At 37.1% G+C, this 15,840-nt stretch carries 14 protein-coding genes, 1 other RNA gene and 1 pseudogene; 1 reads left to right on the forward strand and 15 read right to left on the reverse strand.

From position 1 onward, the window contains the following. Positions 1–10: 10 nt before the first annotated feature. Positions 11–418 (reverse strand): CoA-binding protein, encoded by a 408-nt coding sequence (locus CEF19_RS22105; RefSeq protein WP_406565375.1) that lies wholly within the window; start codon positions 416–418, stop codon positions 11–13. A 75-nt stretch (positions 419–493) separates the two neighbouring features. Continuing rightward, positions 494–1,486, reverse strand: a complete 993-nt coding sequence (locus tag CEF19_RS22110; RefSeq protein ID WP_100408051.1) for an aldo/keto reductase — start codon at positions 1,484–1,486, stop codon at positions 494–496. A gap of 228 nt (positions 1,487–1,714) precedes the next feature. On the opposite strand from CEF19_RS22110, the gene CEF19_RS22115 reads away from it, so the two are divergent. Continuing rightward, on the forward strand, positions 1,715–1,978 hold the full coding sequence (locus tag CEF19_RS22115) for a DUF1292 domain-containing protein (RefSeq protein ID WP_100408052.1): 264 nt from the start codon (positions 1,715–1,717) through the stop codon (positions 1,976–1,978). Between the two features lie 64 nt (positions 1,979–2,042). Here the strand turns inward: CEF19_RS22115 and CEF19_RS22120 are convergent, their stop codons facing one another. From CEF19_RS22120 to CEF19_RS22180, 13 genes and pseudogenes are all read right to left on the reverse strand, one after another. Continuing rightward, positions 2,043–2,927: a LysR family transcriptional regulator gene (locus CEF19_RS22120; protein WP_100408053.1), complete on the reverse strand. Its 885-nt coding sequence runs from the start codon at positions 2,925–2,927 to the stop codon at positions 2,043–2,045. Between the two features lie 124 nt (positions 2,928–3,051). Continuing rightward, positions 3,052–4,137 (reverse strand): methyl-accepting chemotaxis protein, encoded by a 1,086-nt coding sequence (locus CEF19_RS24445; protein WP_454429352.1) that lies wholly within the window; start codon positions 4,135–4,137, stop codon positions 3,052–3,054. A 132-nt stretch (positions 4,138–4,269) separates the two neighbouring features. Further along, positions 4,270–5,247 (reverse strand): annotated as a pseudogene (locus CEF19_RS24450) (cache domain-containing protein); the annotation flags it as partial. Between the two features lie 253 nt (positions 5,248–5,500). Further along, on the reverse strand, positions 5,501–7,018 hold the full coding sequence (locus CEF19_RS22130) for a carboxypeptidase M32 (protein WP_100408055.1): 1,518 nt from the start codon (positions 7,016–7,018) through the stop codon (positions 5,501–5,503). A gap of 141 nt (positions 7,019–7,159) precedes the next feature. Next, positions 7,160–7,423 carry a DUF2564 family protein gene (locus CEF19_RS22135; RefSeq protein WP_100408056.1) on the reverse strand — a complete coding sequence of 88 codons (264 nt, stop codon included), beginning with the start codon at positions 7,421–7,423 and terminating at the stop codon, positions 7,160–7,162. A 539-nt stretch (positions 7,424–7,962) separates the two neighbouring features. Continuing rightward, on the reverse strand, positions 7,963–9,105 hold the full coding sequence (locus CEF19_RS22140; protein ID WP_100408057.1) for a THUMP domain-containing class I SAM-dependent RNA methyltransferase: 1,143 nt from the start codon (positions 9,103–9,105) through the stop codon (positions 7,963–7,965). A 231-nt stretch (positions 9,106–9,336) separates the two neighbouring features. Next, positions 9,337–9,725, reverse strand: an RNA gene (gene rnpB / locus CEF19_RS22145) — RNase P RNA component class B. A gap of 64 nt (positions 9,726–9,789) precedes the next feature. Then, positions 9,790–10,185, reverse strand: coding sequence for a reverse transcriptase-like protein (locus tag CEF19_RS22150; RefSeq protein WP_100408058.1), 396 nt, complete (start codon positions 10,183–10,185; stop codon positions 9,790–9,792). Positions 10,186–10,211: 26 nt separating this feature from the next. Beyond that, positions 10,212–10,523 carry a cell division regulator GpsB gene (gene gpsB, locus CEF19_RS22155; RefSeq protein ID WP_100408059.1) on the reverse strand — a complete coding sequence of 104 codons (312 nt, stop codon included), beginning with the start codon at positions 10,521–10,523 and terminating at the stop codon, positions 10,212–10,214. Between the two features lie 86 nt (positions 10,524–10,609). Beyond that, the gene (locus CEF19_RS22160) at positions 10,610–11,173 is read right to left on the reverse strand and encodes an SLOG family protein (RefSeq protein ID WP_100408060.1); all 564 of its coding nucleotides are present in this window, start codon (positions 11,171–11,173) and stop codon (positions 10,610–10,612) included. Between the two features lie 64 nt (positions 11,174–11,237). Continuing rightward, a complete protein-coding gene (locus CEF19_RS22165) occupies positions 11,238–11,744 on the reverse strand; it encodes a spore coat protein (RefSeq protein ID WP_100408061.1) in 507 nt (168 codons plus the stop codon). Between the two features lie 395 nt (positions 11,745–12,139). After that, complete coding sequence (locus CEF19_RS22175) at positions 12,140–13,402, reverse strand: ribonuclease H-like domain-containing protein (RefSeq protein WP_100408063.1); 1,263 nt, start codon at positions 13,400–13,402, stop codon at positions 12,140–12,142. Between the two features lie 13 nt (positions 13,403–13,415). Then, on the reverse strand, positions 13,416–15,689 hold the full coding sequence (locus CEF19_RS22180) for a DEAD/DEAH box helicase (RefSeq protein ID WP_100408064.1): 2,274 nt from the start codon (positions 15,687–15,689) through the stop codon (positions 13,416–13,418). Positions 15,690–15,840: the final 151 nt, after the last annotated feature.

Raw genomic sequence — 15,840 nt, forward strand, 5'->3', positions numbered from 1 at the left:
TTTATATTTCTTATTTAAATTTTGCATGCTCCACTTTGATACAACGATCCATGATTGTAGTAACATCATGATCTACTAAGTATTGATAAGCGTCTTCATTTTCAACACCCAGCTGCGCCCAGAACACCTTCGCCCCAATTGCCACGGTTTCTTCAGCGATTCCAGGTAAATATTCACTTCGACGAAATACATTGACCACATCAACATGTTTATTAATATCTTTTAGCGACGCAAAAGCCTTTTTACCTAAAACTTCATTAACGGTCGGATTAACCGGAATGATTTCATAACCGGCTAATTGCATAGCTTCAGCTATCATATACGAAGTTCGTTCTGGGTTGTCCGACAAACCAACTACGGCAATTGTTTTACTTTTTTGAAATATTTCTTTAATTCTTTCATTTGACGGGTTTTTCATGTTCAGTGCCCCCTATGAATGATTGCTTTGGTTTATAAAGGATCGACCCAATTATGTATAATTTGTAACCAATCCTTAAATTGTTCGAGAAAATTTATCTAAAAATCGTTGTGGGTACTCTTCAGGTAGCTTACTAACTTCGTCTAAACGGTTCCAATGTTCTTCAGTTAAGCTCCAGCCTGTTGCTCCCATATTCTCTTCAAATTGAGAAAGGCTTGTTGCCCCGAAAATAGGCGAAGTCACTTCTTCTTTACCAATTAACCAGTTAAGAGCAACTTGCGATGGTGCTTTCCCTATTTCCAATGCAATATCTTGCACCGTATGTAAAATATCGAAATTTTTCTGATTAGAATTATATTTCTCCCAACTCGATTCACCACCTCCTTTTGCCAATCGACCAGTTGTAGGGGTTTCTCCTTGCTTATATTTACCAGTCAAAAATCCACTACCTAGAGGTCCCCATGGAATCACGCCAACATTTTCTTCTCGACAAAGTGACATCACTTCACGATCCATTTCGCGATTCACAAGACTATATTGTGGTTGAACTGAGATAAAACGTGCATAACGTTTGAAATCACTATAAGATAGCGCCTTCATTATCTGCCACGCTAAAAAGTTAGAACAGCCGATATAACGTACTTTCCCCGAAGATATAAGATCGTCTAAGGTTCTTATCGCTTCTTCAATTGGGGTTAAGTTATCCCACACGTGCAACTGATACAAATCTAAATAGTCGGTATTTAAACGTCGTAAACTTTGGTCAATTCCTTCTAAAATACGACGACGCGAATATCCAAAATCATTCGGATGTGGCCCAACCTTCATACGAACTTTGGTAGCAAGCACAACCTCTGAACGACGTTCGTTAATTGCCTTTCCAACAATTCGCTCAGATTCTCCCCCTACATATACATCCGCCGTATCGATAAAGTTCCCACCCTGATCAAGAAACTGATGAATCATTCTGATGGAATCCTTCTCATTAATTTGATTACCAAATGTCATCGTTCCTAAACATAGCTCAGAAACTAATAGTCCACTTTTCCCCAAAACATTATACTTCATCGTTTTCTTCCTTCCTTTTGTAAATAAAAAGTTATACTAATATTAATTCGACTAAATGTTTAAAAATCCTGCCTTTTAACCACTCAAATGAATGAGCGAATAATTTCATCTCATTTTGTTATCATTTTACCCCTCCCATCTCAAAAAAACAAAGAAATTTGCTCAGATAGGGGTAAGCTTCTTCACTTCAGTTAAAAATAAAAAGAACAAAAAAAGGGGGTTAATCTAATGTCAACGTATGAAACCAATGATCAAATCACGATTGTTGATGATACGGGTTTAGAACAAGATTTTCTAGTTGAGGCTCTTTTTGAAATGAAGGGTCAATCTTACGCACTTTTATCAGCTGAAGAAGATATGCTCCTAATGAGGGTAGAAGTGGAACAAGATAATGAGCAATATTTAGTTGATGTTAGTGAACAGGAAATTGAGAATATATTAGCAGCGTACGAAATCGCATTAGATGCAGATGAAAATAATATCATCCATTAAAATAACTAGATAGGTGTTCCTATTGGGGTTGTTTTCGGAACCTCTATAGGACACCTTGTTTTACTCATTTCATTTTGACTTTCTCAATCATTCGCAAAAATAATTGCTGAGCTTTTGATAAAGAAGAGTCCTTGGCTTGTATAACATAAAAAGGTCTTGTAAACGTCCGGTTGCTGATCTTTAGTTTCTTTATTTCATTTGCATTTAATTCTTTCCGAACCGTCCACAGTGAAATCATTGCAATACCCAGACCTGCAGCTACCGCTTCTTTTATACCTTGACTGCTACTAAAAATAAAAAAATGTTTTACTTTAATATCAAACTCAGAAATGAATTGATCACTATACGCTCGTGTTCCAGAGCCACTCTCCCTCCAAATCCATGTTTCATTATGGATCATTTCCATTTTAAGCCTTTCAATATTTGATAAAGGATGATGTGGTGGCGCAATAATAATCATTTCGTCTTCCATAAATGGTTCTACCTTTAAGCCTTTTCCCGTTACTTCCCCTTCCACGAGTCCAATATCAAGGGAACCAGAACGAACTTGTTCAATCACTTCCTCCGTATTAGCAACCATAACTTCCACTTTAACGAGTGAATGTTCTTTTGCGTAATCAGCAAGAACTAGTGGCAAAATATACTCGCCAATGGTAAAACTAGCCCCAATCTTTAACGTGCCTTTGACAACCTCCATTCGGTCATTTAATTCCTGTTTTACTTCTTCTAGGAGAGAAAGCATCTTTTTTGCTCGAATATAAAGAATTTCGCCCTCTTCCGTCACCTGAACAAGCTTTGGAGAACGAATTAGCAACTTGGTATCAAATTCTTGTTCGAGATAGCGTATATGTAAACTTACATTAGGCTGTGATAAATTTAAAATTTTAGCTGATTTTGAAAAATGACGTTGTTCAACAACAGTAACAAATGTTTTCAAATAATCAATCATACAATCACTCCTTTCTATTTCTATTTTACCATAAAATTATCTCATGATTAGAATAACAAGAATGCATTTATGTTATTCATACTATCAAGAAAAGGTTGCCGTTTATTCACGGCAACCTTAGTCACTAGATTTTAAATACTTGAATATCTTTCATTAAATCTTTAGAAATTCCTTCCAATTCCTCTGAAGACTGAGAAGCCTGATCAATAGATTCTAATTGTTTGTTAATATCTGTTTGAACACGTTGTGCCATTTCCGTACTCTTAAGCGCATGTCCGCTCATCGTTTGAACTGTAGCTGACACTTCTTCTGAGCTTGCAGATATCTGTTGAATGATTGCGGATACCCCTTGAACTTGGTCTGCGACACTATCAATTAAACCAACGAGTTCATTAAATTTATGGCCTGCATCCTCTACCCGTTGATTTCCTTCCGTTACTTCCTGCTTTCCTGTTATAATTTTTTCAACAGTCAGCTTAGTTGAATGTTGAATTTTTGAAACAAGTGCACCGATTTCTTCTGTTGCTTTTTGAGAGCGCTGTGACAATTTACGAACTTCATCCGCTACAACCGCAAAACCTAAGCCTTTTTCTCCTGCTCTTGCTGCTTCAATTGCCGCGTTTAGAGCAAGTAAATTTGTTTGCGCAGATAAAGCGCTAATAATTTCTGTCACTTTAACAATTTGTGTGGCGTGTTCATCAAGTTCTTCTATCATTTCAGCTGATTCATTTACAACTTTATTTACCTGACCAATTTGCTTAACTGCATGTGTAATATATTCCTGCCCTTGCTTGGCTTCATCAATCATATTCATTGAATTATTCGATACGTCTGAAGAAACCTCCGCAATTTTTTGAATATCCATTGTAATCGATTCAATGGCTACTACACTTTCCTCTGTACTAGCTGCTGTTTCACGAGATAGTTGTGCCACTTCATTAATAATTTCCTTCGTCTGTATCGACAGTTCTTTATTATACGCAGAGTTCTCAGAAAGCTTGTTGGAAGACTTTGAAACGACTTCCGCTGTACTTGATGCACTTACAATAATCGTTCGTATTCCCTCTACCATTTTACCCACAGACGTTAGTAAATCGCCAAGCTCATCTTTACGCTTCTTTTTCCCGCCTGTTAGTTCCCGGACTGCTGCAAGATTACCAACTTCAACTTCCTGCATAACATTGGTTACTCGCTTTATGGCATTCGTCATGCCCGCTGAAAAAAATAAAGCCACAACAAGTGAAACAATAACCGTAATTAGTCCTATGAGTACAGTAATTGTAGCAATTTCTTTCGTTTCTGTCGTCAATTCTTCAATGGGAACATTTGAAGATAAAATCCAACCGCTTCCTTCAAGAAGTGTGGCTGTAATTAATTCGTTGTTTTCCGATACAAAAGTCCTAGTTTCAGGAAGTTCCATACTAATTAACTCATTAATATATTGAGCATTCTCATCTTCACCCTCGTTAAGTGCACGGCTTCTTGAAAGTAGGTTTCCTTGATAATTTACAATGGACACATAACCTGTTTCTCCTAAACTGATTCCATGAAGACTGTTATGAATCGAGTCATTCACTTCAATTAATAAAACCCCTAGTTCATCACCCGAAGTAACGCTATTTACCATTCTACCAAGAATAAACTTGTCATTCGGAGTTGCTTCATTTTCTAACGTGAACCAATGCAAACGACCGCGACTATTTTTAATTTGTTCAATTCCAGCTTGAACCTCTGGTAACTCAAAGTTAAGATTAGATTGAACTGTCTTATAAATATCATTTTCTGTAATAAGTGATAGGCCGGATAAATCTTTTCTTGTATTTACAAGATGTGTTAAATACTCTTGTATCTCTCGTTTTTGCGAAAACATATCAAAATCATTTTCTGCTTTATTTAAGTTTGCTAGTCCCTCATAAATATCACGAGAAGTAACGATAGATAAACTCAAATTTTCTATTTCCTTGATATTGCTAGCAAAGTTTTTACTGACTTGAACAATAAGTTCTTCAGTCACTTCACTCGTTTTACTACTAATTATACTTGCAGAAGTATTATAAGAAATATAGCCAATAACAATGACTGGGACAATCGAGAATAGTAAGAACATAATTAAAAGTTTTCGACCAATTTTCGATCCTTTGAATGCTGCATTTCTTCTTTCTTTTAACCTCGCTTTTTTGGGTCCGGTTTTCTTTTTGTTAGCTATGAGCCCTTTTTTTACCTTTAATTTATTGGTAAATGATGTAAAAAACTTAGATAATTTCTTTTTCAATGGGAACTTCCTTTCTGTGCAGTATAGGATGATAAGATGGAAGCGCATACATAAAGTAACCGCTTACGCCATTTTATTAAAATACTATAAATCTAGTAAATAAAAGATTCATAGTAATTTTTAGAATTATAGGTTGAAATAACTAATTAATAAATACTATATCATATTTTCTTTTTACTTTTACATCTTTTTTTAGACTTTTTATAACACGTTTTAAGAACTTATCAAACAAAAAATGCCATAAAAACTCATTAATTGAGCCTTTATGACACCATTTAAATTTTTTTACAAACCTTTTTTACTAGAAATGATATAAACCTTTATACTTTTTCTCAAGATATTGAACAAGTGGCTTTGAATTTATTCCACCACCAGTAATATCTCTAATGATTTCTGCGGGTTTTTTTGTTTTGCCATATTGATGAACATTTCGAGTTAACCATTTACGAATAGGACTAAAATCCCCCTTGAAAATTAGTTCATCAAATGTTGGTAAATCTCTAATCATTGCTTCTTTTAATTGAGCGGCATAAATATAACCAAGTGCATAGGAAGGGAAATAACCAAAAGCACCGAAGGACCAATGAACATCTTGTAATACGCCTTCTCCGTCATGCGAAGGACGAATACCTAAATACTCTTCCATCTTTTCATTCCAGATATGTGGTAAATCCTTAACTTCAATTTGTCCTTCTAATAGAGCTTTTTCCAATTCGTAACGTAAAATAATATGTAAACAATAGGTTAATTCATCACTCTCAATGCGAATTAGAGATGGCTTAGCTTCATTGATAGCAAAGTAAAATTCATCAAGGTTCACTCCATCAAATTGACCAGTGGAATATTCTTTTAATAGTGGATATTGTCTCTCCCAGAACCGTCGATTTTGACCGACAAACTTTTCCCAAAATAATGATTGTGATTCATGTATCCCCATTGATGTGCCGTCGCACAAAGGCGTACCTATTAAATCTTGTGAGATATTTTGTTCGTAAAGTGCATGACCACATTCATGAATTGTTCCAAAGAGAGCAAGTCTAAAATCATGTTCATTATATTTTGTCGTGATACGAACATCATTTGGATTTAACCCAATTGCAAATGGATGAACCGTTTCATCTAATCGACCTGCGTTAAAATCATAACCAATATCTTTTAAAATCGCCATGTTTAAGCTTTTTTGTTTTTCTTTAGGAAAATGTTTGAATAAAAAGTCAGTCTGGGGTTGTTTTGAAGCTTCCATAACCCCTTTGACTAGAGGAATGAGCTGATCCCGTAATTCACCGAATACACTGTCTAAAGTGTCTACAAAGACTCCTGGTTCGTAATCATCTAGCAATGTGTTATAAGGATGATGTTCATAGCCCCAATAGCTAATGAAACGTTTTTTAAATGCTACTAATTTTTCAAGATTTGGTTGGAACAGGCTAAAATCTGACTTATCTTTAGCTTCTTCCCAAAGAGTCTCAGACTGCGATTGCAAAATTACATATTCTTTGTATTCTTCCTTTGGAATTTTCACATTTCGTTCAAATGCTCTATGACACTCTTCAATTGTCTTCTTTGTGCGATCAGATAGTTCTTCATGGTTGCTTTCCTCTCTGAGCTCCCCTAAATAGGAAGCCATTTCCTCAGACGTCGATAATTGAAAAACTTCTGAAGACAGCGTTCCGATGACTTCAGAGCGCTGTGCCATTCCCTTTTTGGGAGCTCCAGTTCGAGAATCCCAAGCAAGTAAAGATAAAGCCTCATTAAAGTCTTCTATTTTTTTCACATAATCTAAGAAGCTTTTTTCCATTTTACTCATTCTTGTACTCATAAATGTAACCACCTTTCATCTCTCTTTCTAAAGTTTGACTACAATAGTGAGAATCCTTCTTTATTAACTAAAATTTTTATCTACCATTTAGGATTCATCTACTTAACCCTATGATAAAAAGCGCCTAAGTGGGCGCTTTTTCTATTTTTTAGCTTCTTTTAGTTGATGATCCGTTCTCTCAATTATTTCTTCAGCTAACTCTAGAAATTGTTCATCAAGACCCGTTTGATGAGTCACCGCTTCCTGATATCGATGCTTGGCTTGGTTTAGTGCATCGGTAGCAGCCTTTAATTGGTCACCATCCATACTCATAGTAGCTTGACCAACCATATGTTCGGCTGACTTAATCGCCATCTCAACTTGTTTTAAGTCATTAAAACCTGTGTTTACATTATGATTAAACATGGTTTGACCTCCCCCTTTCTTTTAACCTCCACAATAGTTTATGTATTTTAATATTTAATATTCGTTTCTATGTTTACATAACTTTATTATTGTTAACAAATTTTTATGCAAATTAAAAGCGACCTCTTATCCTTATTTGGATAAAAGGCCGCCTACCCTATTTCATCAATCATACTTTTTCTTAATCCCTTCTACAATACAATATGTTTTATTTTTTGAATTCCCCATGTACCCGTCTTCGACTTATATAAGGTACACTTCGCTTACGTATGTCATTGGAATCACGTCCTTTCGTGTGTAACACTTATGCGCAACCAACTAAGTATACGTGCATTTCCACTTGTGTTTTCTCCTTTCTTTAAGATAAGTTAATCTTAATAAAATATTTATCTTTTGTAAATATTCTAAATATTGCGTTTTGGGCTTTTTTTGTACAAAAACTTCTCTTTTTCTTTAAATATCTCTTTAAATCACAATCTTTCGAAAATTTAAAATATAAAATAAACACCATAACCATCTAGGGTTATGGTGTATTTGGTTTACTCTTGACGTGGTGGGCGTGGACCAAAGTATTGATAATAGTCTGTTTTTAAATTTCCGTTATACAGTTTTCGTTTTTTGGTTGCCTTTTTGCCATACACGTTCTCAAAACCCTCATGTGACGTTAAGATATAAACGGACCATGTGTCGAGATGCTGTTGGAACGTTTTTCCCATGTCACGGTACATACGTTCGACTTCATTTAGTTCACCAATACGTTCACCATATGGTGGATTCCCAACCAAAATGCCATATTTTCCTCTATGTCTAAAATCTTTTACTTGCATTTGCTTAAATGTTATTAGTTCTCCAAAACCTGCTTCTTTTGCATTATTTTGAGCAAGATCCACACTGCGATGATCAATATCAGTTCCAAGAATATCTAAGGGTTGATCGTAGTTAGCCATATCTTCAACCTCTTGTCTAGCTAAATCCCACTTGGCTTGTCCAATAAAGTGCCAATTCTCTGAAACAAATTCGCGATTAAATCCCGGGGCAATATTTTGACCAATCATTGCTGCTTCAATTGGAAGAGTCCCTGAACCGCAGAACGGATCTGCAAATGGACGTTCTGGTTTCCAAGTTGTTAACATAATCATCGCCGCGGCTAAGGTTTCCTTTAATGGAGCCTCATTGTGCAAATAACGGTACCCTCTTTTATGTAAACCTACTCCGCTTGTATCAAGGGTTAACGTAGCAACATCTTTATGCAGGGCCACTTCAATTCTATAATAGGGCCCGTCCTCATCAAACCATTCGATGTTATGACGCTTTTTCATGCTTTCCACAACTGCCTTTTTTACAATGGCTTGACAATCAGAAACACTAAAAAGCTGTGATTTAACCGATTTACCTATTACGGGAAACTCCGCATCCACAGGAATAAAGTCAGGCCAAGGAAGAGCTTTTGTTTTTTCAAATAGCTCATCAAACGTATAAGCTTTAAATTCACCAATTTTTAATTTGACTCGGTCTGCTGTTCTTAGCCATAAATTGGCGCGTGGAATCGCACTAACATCAGCTGTAAACGTCACTTTGCCATTTTCAACTTGAACCTCTTCATACCCTAAATCTTTAACCTCACGGGCCACTAGAGCCTCTAATCCCATTGTTGCTGTTGCTATTAACGTTACTTTTTCCATAAAATAAAACCCCTTATGTAGATATGCATTATTACTATAAGTGTAACCCGTTTTTATAAGAATCTTCAACATTGTCAACTATTTTATAAACTGTCGTCGCCAACGAGTTGTCGACTATATGAAAGATAAGCCTCTCTTCGTTCGGCTGTCGTCGCCAACGAGTTGTCGACTATATGAAAAAAACCCCTTTTGAGGGGATTTCTCGTGTCGCATTGATATCATCATTAAACATTCGATAAGCCATGTTCTGTTCCTTAGTACTGCAAACGGTGATGAACCTCGTACTCCGGTGGTAACCATCTATCTACAAGGATGTTTCCTTGTCCTTCATCGTCGTTGAATTCCGATAATGAAAATTCCCCTACCAAATTTGGGTTTCTCGCTCGAGGGGTTTACCTCGTTCCACTCCGTTTGTTTCCAAACGGACTACGTCACTGTGGCACTTTCAAAGACATCACACCATATCTAAAAAGACGTAGGTGCTTATCTTGCCGTTAGTCCAGTCGAAACCAAACTACCCTAGCTTATGAATTGGCTAGGCACGAACACTACGGGCATCTCAGCCTGTGCGAGCATGGACTTTCCTCTACATGCAAAGCATGCAGCGATTACCTGAATGCTTAATTAGTCAAAAGCGACAATTTCAATTATAACTGTAAACACGCTCAGAATCAATAGGACAGATTATTTTTTAGAGTCCTTAATTGCTTGACGAGCTAATTCATCCGCATTTTTGTTTTGTTTACTTGGGATCCACTTAATAAAAAACAGTTCGAATTGATCAATGAGAACTAATGCTTGTTCTAAATATTCTTGATACCGTTTGTTTTTTACATACCGTCGTTCAATTGCATCGTCAATTAGCTGAGAATCTGTACGGAAGGACGCCTTTGTTACCCCTTGCTGGAGGCATAAATCCAAACCTCTAATAAGGGCCTCGTATTCTGCTTCATGGTTAGACATCTCACCTAAAGGAATCGCATGTCGTTCAACCCGGCCATCTTTAAAGTTAATGAAGACTCCTGCACCAGAAGGACCTGGATTACCTGCACTAGCTCCATCAACATACACCTCAATCAAGCAATCCACTCCTTACTCCAAAACAATTACTCGTACAACTTGCTCCCAAATACTTGCTTTTCAAGATTTGATAAGCGTTGAAGTATATCGTAATTCGTACTACCAACTGTCGGTGCTGCGGCTTGTCTTTGCGGACGCTCAGCAAGCTTCTTCACTTCACGCTTAAGTTGTTGATTTTCAAGTTCTAGTTGTTCAATGCTTCGTTGAAACGCTTCATAATCTTGAATGATCGCATCTAAAAACTTATCTACCTCATCAGGATTATAGCCTCTCATGCTTGATTTAAAATCTTTATTTAAAATGTCTTTTGCTGATAAACGAATTTCTTGATTTTGCAAAATTAATCACCTCAATCACGGATAAGAACACTGTTATTCTCTTTTATTTTTTCAAAAGTTAGTGAGAATGTCAATTTGATTTATTTCTAAGTCCAATTTTTTGGATTTTCGTGAATTTCGTCCTGTACCAAAAGGTCTAAGTCTTGAGGAGTTATTAAGATTATGGGAAAGTCATTTTTTTCCTGTTTCTTTTTAGCAATATCCAAATAATACAAAGGAGAACCAGGCTTGTCCTCGTCAAATAAGATAAGCAATCCATCGGCTTTTGAAATAATGAATTCGTTTTTCAAACGAAGCTGTGTAGGGTTCTCATAGGGTCTTTTCGTAATACTATCTACAAAATCAGCTTGATTAATAATTTCTGTATAAAATAATTTTGTTGTTTCCTGCCATCGTTCCTCTTGGTTTAAAAATGGCGTAAGTACCGCAAGCTGTATATGTGGATATTCTTTTTTCAAGTCTATTACCACTTCGGCTGCCCACAATTCTACTCCAAGCTGACCACTGATAATGAACCATTCGATACCATCATCAACCAACTCTCTTATTCTTTGTTCTAACGCTTTTTTTATAAAACGGATTCCTTGATGCTTCTGATCAAATATTCCTAATTCATGTGCTTTATAACCAGTGATAGCTATTGTTTTCAAGAAATCCCCCCTCGACCCATTTGGTGAAAAGGAGCGAACTAACTAGTTCGCTCCCTAAACAATATTAGCATCCACAAGGTTTGTGACCAAAGCCTTTAGTATGAGCCCCAGCAACCTGACCTGGGAACGGCTTCATGCCTTTTCCATATCCAGCCATACCTGCACCTGGTCCTGGATATGGCTTCATGCCTTTTCCGTATCCAGCCATACCTGGACCGTTTGTTGCTGCACCAGCTACTGTGCCTGGCATTGCACCCATTCCTGGTCCCATTGGAGCCATCGGGCCAGCACCCATTCCAGGAGCATAAGGTGGCGTTGCAGCACCTGCTACTTGAGATGGAAACGGTGGTGGGGTAGGGGCAACAAATTGCTGGTTAGTAATGTTTTGAGCAAATGATTGAGTATGTGGGAAGCTGTGAACATGTTTGTATACATGGTTTGTCACATTTGTTGTATGAGACGGATGAATTTCCGGTACCACATATTCACACGTATTTTGAACAACATTACACTTCGTTGGATGAACCACTGCTGGCATCACCTGACATTTTGCGGGTCGTTTACCGAACATAAAATATTTCCTCCTTTTTAGTTGAGTCAATATTAATCTATGTCGCAAACCCGATTAGTGTACTAGTTGTTTAACCTAATTATCCGCAATTATCCTAAAAATTAAGAGTTTGGGTTTTCGACTATATGAATATTATAATCTGGGCTATCTCTTAATTCATTCGATATAAAAAGCGTTAGTCCTATCATAACAAAAAACAAAATTAATAATGTACGATTCATTTAGTTCACTCTTTCTCTTATTCTCTATTCCTTTCCACATTGTAGAATCTTTCAGCGCATCTGACAATTTCTTTTCAAATATTACAACGTTTTCATTTGGTTCGTTCACACAATTGTTGTTTTTTGTTGAAAGCATGGTATTATTGCGCTTACCCAGGAAATATTGCTCTCATACTATTTCTTTAATTTTTGTTCGAGTCGATTTAAGCGTTTTTCAAGTTCGCCTTTTTTTCGTTGGTTATAACCTTGTATTAACCCTTTATTTTCTTCAAAAAAGTTTTTTGCTACTTCCGCATAGTGGTATGCCTTTTCGATGTCCTTTAGTTGATGTTCATAAATTTTTGAACATTCAATTGCACTATCAAATACAAAGGAGTTGCTATTCATCAAAGATAAGTAAGCCTGCAATGCAAGATTTGTTTCTTTTTTCTGCTTAACTAAGTTCGCATAGGCAAATAAACTATCAAAAGCAAGTGAGTCTTTGATACTCGTCAGCTCTTCATACATCAGTAGAGCAAGATCCTTTTCGCCTACATACTCATACCATCTAGCAAGCTCAAAACGTTCTTTTGGATGAAGGCTTGCTTGGGACTTTGACATAATTGTGAAAGATAGATGAGTATACAGTGTAATTAAAGATAAAACATCCCACTCATGGTGTTGAAGAACACCTTTAATAAATTCAGGATTCTGCTCGTTCATAAAATCAAAATAAAGCATTGGAACCAAATAGCTAGGTGTATCTTCTTCTCGTTTAAACTTCAAAATGTCAGATTCCACTATAGATAATTTACATGAAGGTAAGATATCTTTCCATAACCTTCTTGAGGCATGTAGTAAATCGTAATGACCAAACTGCGGTAACTTCGGCACTTGATCTCGAACAAACGTATGTCTCGTTTTCACTTGAGGCCAATCAAAAGCCTTACCATTATAAGTAACTAAGTTTTTCATTTGTCCTACATCTGTTAAGAAATGATGGTAGAGAGCGACTTCTGCCTCAGGACCAGGCAAAAAATATTGCCTAACATGGACGTCCTCCTCACGAACCTGGCTATACCCAAGTAAAAAAATCGTATTACCAGCCCCACTACTCAACCCTGTTGTTTCAGTATCAAAAAAAAGCAATTCTTTCGCTTGCATATTTTTAGTTGACAGCGGATGTGAAGCAATATGGTCCTGCCAATTTTCCACGGCTCTCTTTAACTCTATAAATTTATACGCTCCGTGTTGATAATCAAGAGGATAATAGACATCACGAACCATCGTATAATTCCCTTCGAACCAATATGGACTCGCTCCTAACTCGTTCCATTTCTCTTCAAAAGGCATAAGCTGAGGCGAAGGATGTTTCATTTCTTTTCCAACGAAAGGTTTTACATCCTTTTCGAGGCTCATATGTTTTTTAAGTAAATTCAACTTACTTTTTAATGCCATGACGCGTCACCCTTTACCGCTTCTCAAGCAAGCGAATTAATTTATTTACAACAAACTTCACATTTCCTGTAAGTTCACTAGATGCACCGACACAGGCTGGGCACCCACTCTCACACAAGCATGAAGCGAGTAAATGCTTCACATTTTCAAGAATTACATCGATATGACTGTACAATTCTTTTGAAAGACCAATCCCCCCAGGATACCGATCGTAGATAAAAATCGTCGGTTGTTCGGAATGCTCCGCCTTCATTTGTGGAATCACGTGGAGGTCACTTCGGTCACACATCACAAACACCGGAGCCACATGTTGAAACAAATGCGCTAGGCCAATCAACGCTTGATCAAGGGGGTCTTCTCCGAATGCATGGATAAGTTCTTCCGAAAAACTAATCCACATCGCATTTGTATGAAGTTCTTCTTCAGGCAAATGGATGGGTCCTGAACCTATGTTCTCAAAACTTGTTAACTTAATTTTTTTAAATAAAGTAGCCTTTGCATTGACCATCACATCACCAAAGGAAATGGCTGCTGATGGAGTAGACTTTTTATCGTCTTCTTCTAATACACGCATTTGAACAGCTAAATTGGCATCCGTAAAGTAATCAACCGCAACTTCACGAACAAAAGCTTTCTTTTCCTCCCAATCTAAATACTCTACTTGATACTGAACGCCTTGATGAAGATAGATGGCCTCATCATGAAGCAAGGTCATTGCACTGAATCTATCCATCTCTCCAATAACCAATGGTTTTGCTACATTAGATTGGTCTATAATTACAACATTTTCTTGAGACGCAGACCGTAGACTAATTCCATGTGCAGGAAAAGCATCATTCATCCAGTACCATTTATCCACACGATGGTGTAGCACATGCTCCTCGGTTAAAAATTCAAGAATATCCTCAATATCAACCCCGTCAAAGGTGTCTCCACGCTTAAATGGTAGTTCGTATGCTGCGCATTTGAGGTGGTCCACGAGAATGACAAGATTATCTGGATTAATTCGCGCAGATTCTGGTGATTTCTCAAAAAAGTAGTCGGGATGCTGGATAACATATTGGTCAATCGGTGTCGAACCCGCTACCATAATAATGGCTGACTCATGTTGTCTTCTTCCAGCTCGTCCAGCCTGTTGCCAGCTGCTTGCAATGGATCCAGGATAGCCGGTCATAATACAAACTTGAAGTTGGCCTATATCGACCCCAAGCTCCAAGGCATTTGTACTGACAACACCAATAATCTCGCCATTTCGTAAACCCCGTTCTATCTCACGTCGCTGTTTCGGCAAATAACCACCACGGTAGCCACGAATCGTTTGTGGACCGATTTTCTTCCGTGTAATTTCCTGTAAGTGACTTAAAATCACTTCGACTCGTACACGACTTCTAGCGAAGACAATCGTTTGAATTTTATTCTCTAAAAACCGCTTTGCAAGCTCATTCACTTCAACCGTCGTACTCTTTCGAATGTTTAATGCCTGATTAACGATTGGTGGATTATAAAAAACAAAGTGCTTACGACCAGTTGGTGCTCCGTTGTTATCAACGAGACGCATGGATACACCTGTTAGCTCTTCTGCTAACTCTTTTGGATTGGCAATCGTAGCTGACGTACATATAAAGGTAGGATAACTTCCATAATAAGCTGCAATCCTTTTTAAACGTCTAATCACATTTGCAACATGACTCCCGAAAACACCTCGATACGTATGAAGCTCATCTACAACGACATATTTTAAGTTTTCAAAAAAAGCGACCCATTTCGTATGATGGGGTAAAATCGCTGAATGAAGCATATCGGGATTCGTGATAACAACATGTCCTGCTTTGCGAACAGCCTGACGAATATTTGGTGCGGTATCCCCGTCGTATGTGAAACACTTTATATTAATATCCATTTCCTCAATAAATTCATTTAACTCACTTTTTTGATCCTGCGCTAACGCTTTTGTTGGGAAGAGATAAAGCGCTCGGCTTTCCTTATCCTTTGTAATCTGCTGAAGAACAGGTAAATTATAGCAAAGTGTTTTACCGGAAGCAGTTGGTGTAACAGCAACAACATTTTCCTCAGTCGATGCTAAGGTAAATGCAGTAGCTTGATGAGTGTATAATTCATGTATTCCTCTTCGAATTAAACCTTCTTTTATTCGGTCATCCATTGCTTTTGGGAACGATTGAACCTTTGCCTCTTTTGGTTCAATCGTTTGCCAATGAACAATACAATCCCGATACTTTTCATCGGTTTTTAAATTTGATAAGATATCTTGTAACGTTTCTTTAAACATCCGTTCCACCTCTTTTTTATCTTCTTTCATTGTAGCGAATGTTTGTTTGTTTTTCTATGATTAATCCTTTAAAATCAACAATTATCTTAAAAAAAGTTTGCTATAAAATTGAGACTTTTTCATGTATAGTAAGATTATGGAAAGTTAGGAG

The sequence above is a fragment of the Bacillus solitudinis genome (genome assembly GCF_002797395.1).
Lineage (GTDB): Bacteria > Bacillota > Bacilli > Bacillales > Bacillaceae_D > Halalkalibacter_A > Halalkalibacter_A solitudinis.

Bases quoted from the DNA above. Each gene is read 5' to 3' on its own strand.
- CEF19_RS22135 (WP_100408056.1), bottom strand. From the start codon at position 7,423: ATGTTTAATCATAATGTAAACACAGGTTTTAATGACTTAAAACAAGTT.
- CEF19_RS22110 (WP_100408051.1), bottom strand. From the start codon at position 1,486: ATGAAGTATAATGTTTTGGGGAAAAGTGGACTATTAGTTTCTGAGCTA.
- CEF19_RS22180 (WP_100408064.1), bottom strand. From the start codon at position 15,689: ATGTTTAAAGAAACGTTACAAGATATCTTATCAAATTTAAAAACCGAT.
- CEF19_RS22115 (WP_100408052.1), top strand. From the start codon at position 1,715: ATGTCAACGTATGAAACCAATGATCAAATCACGATTGTTGATGATACG.
- CEF19_RS22165 (WP_100408061.1), bottom strand. From the start codon at position 11,744: ATGTTCGGTAAACGACCCGCAAAATGTCAGGTGATGCCAGCAGTGGTT.
- CEF19_RS22175 (WP_100408063.1), bottom strand. From the start codon at position 13,402: ATGGCATTAAAAAGTAAGTTGAATTTACTTAAAAAACATATGAGCCTC.
- CEF19_RS22105 (WP_406565375.1), bottom strand. From the start codon at position 418: ATGAAAAACCCGTCAAATGAAAGAATTAAAGAAATATTTCAAAAAAGT.
- CEF19_RS24445 (WP_454429352.1), bottom strand. From the start codon at position 4,137: ATGACGAATGCCATAAAGCGAGTAACCAATGTTATGCAGGAAGTTGAA.
- CEF19_RS22120 (WP_100408053.1), bottom strand. From the start codon at position 2,927: ATGATTGATTATTTGAAAACATTTGTTACTGTTGTTGAACAACGTCAT.
- CEF19_RS22140 (WP_100408057.1), bottom strand. From the start codon at position 9,105: ATGGAAAAAGTAACGTTAATAGCAACAGCAACAATGGGATTAGAGGCT.
- CEF19_RS22130 (WP_100408055.1), bottom strand. From the start codon at position 7,018: ATGAGTACAAGAATGAGTAAAATGGAAAAAAGCTTCTTAGATTATGTG.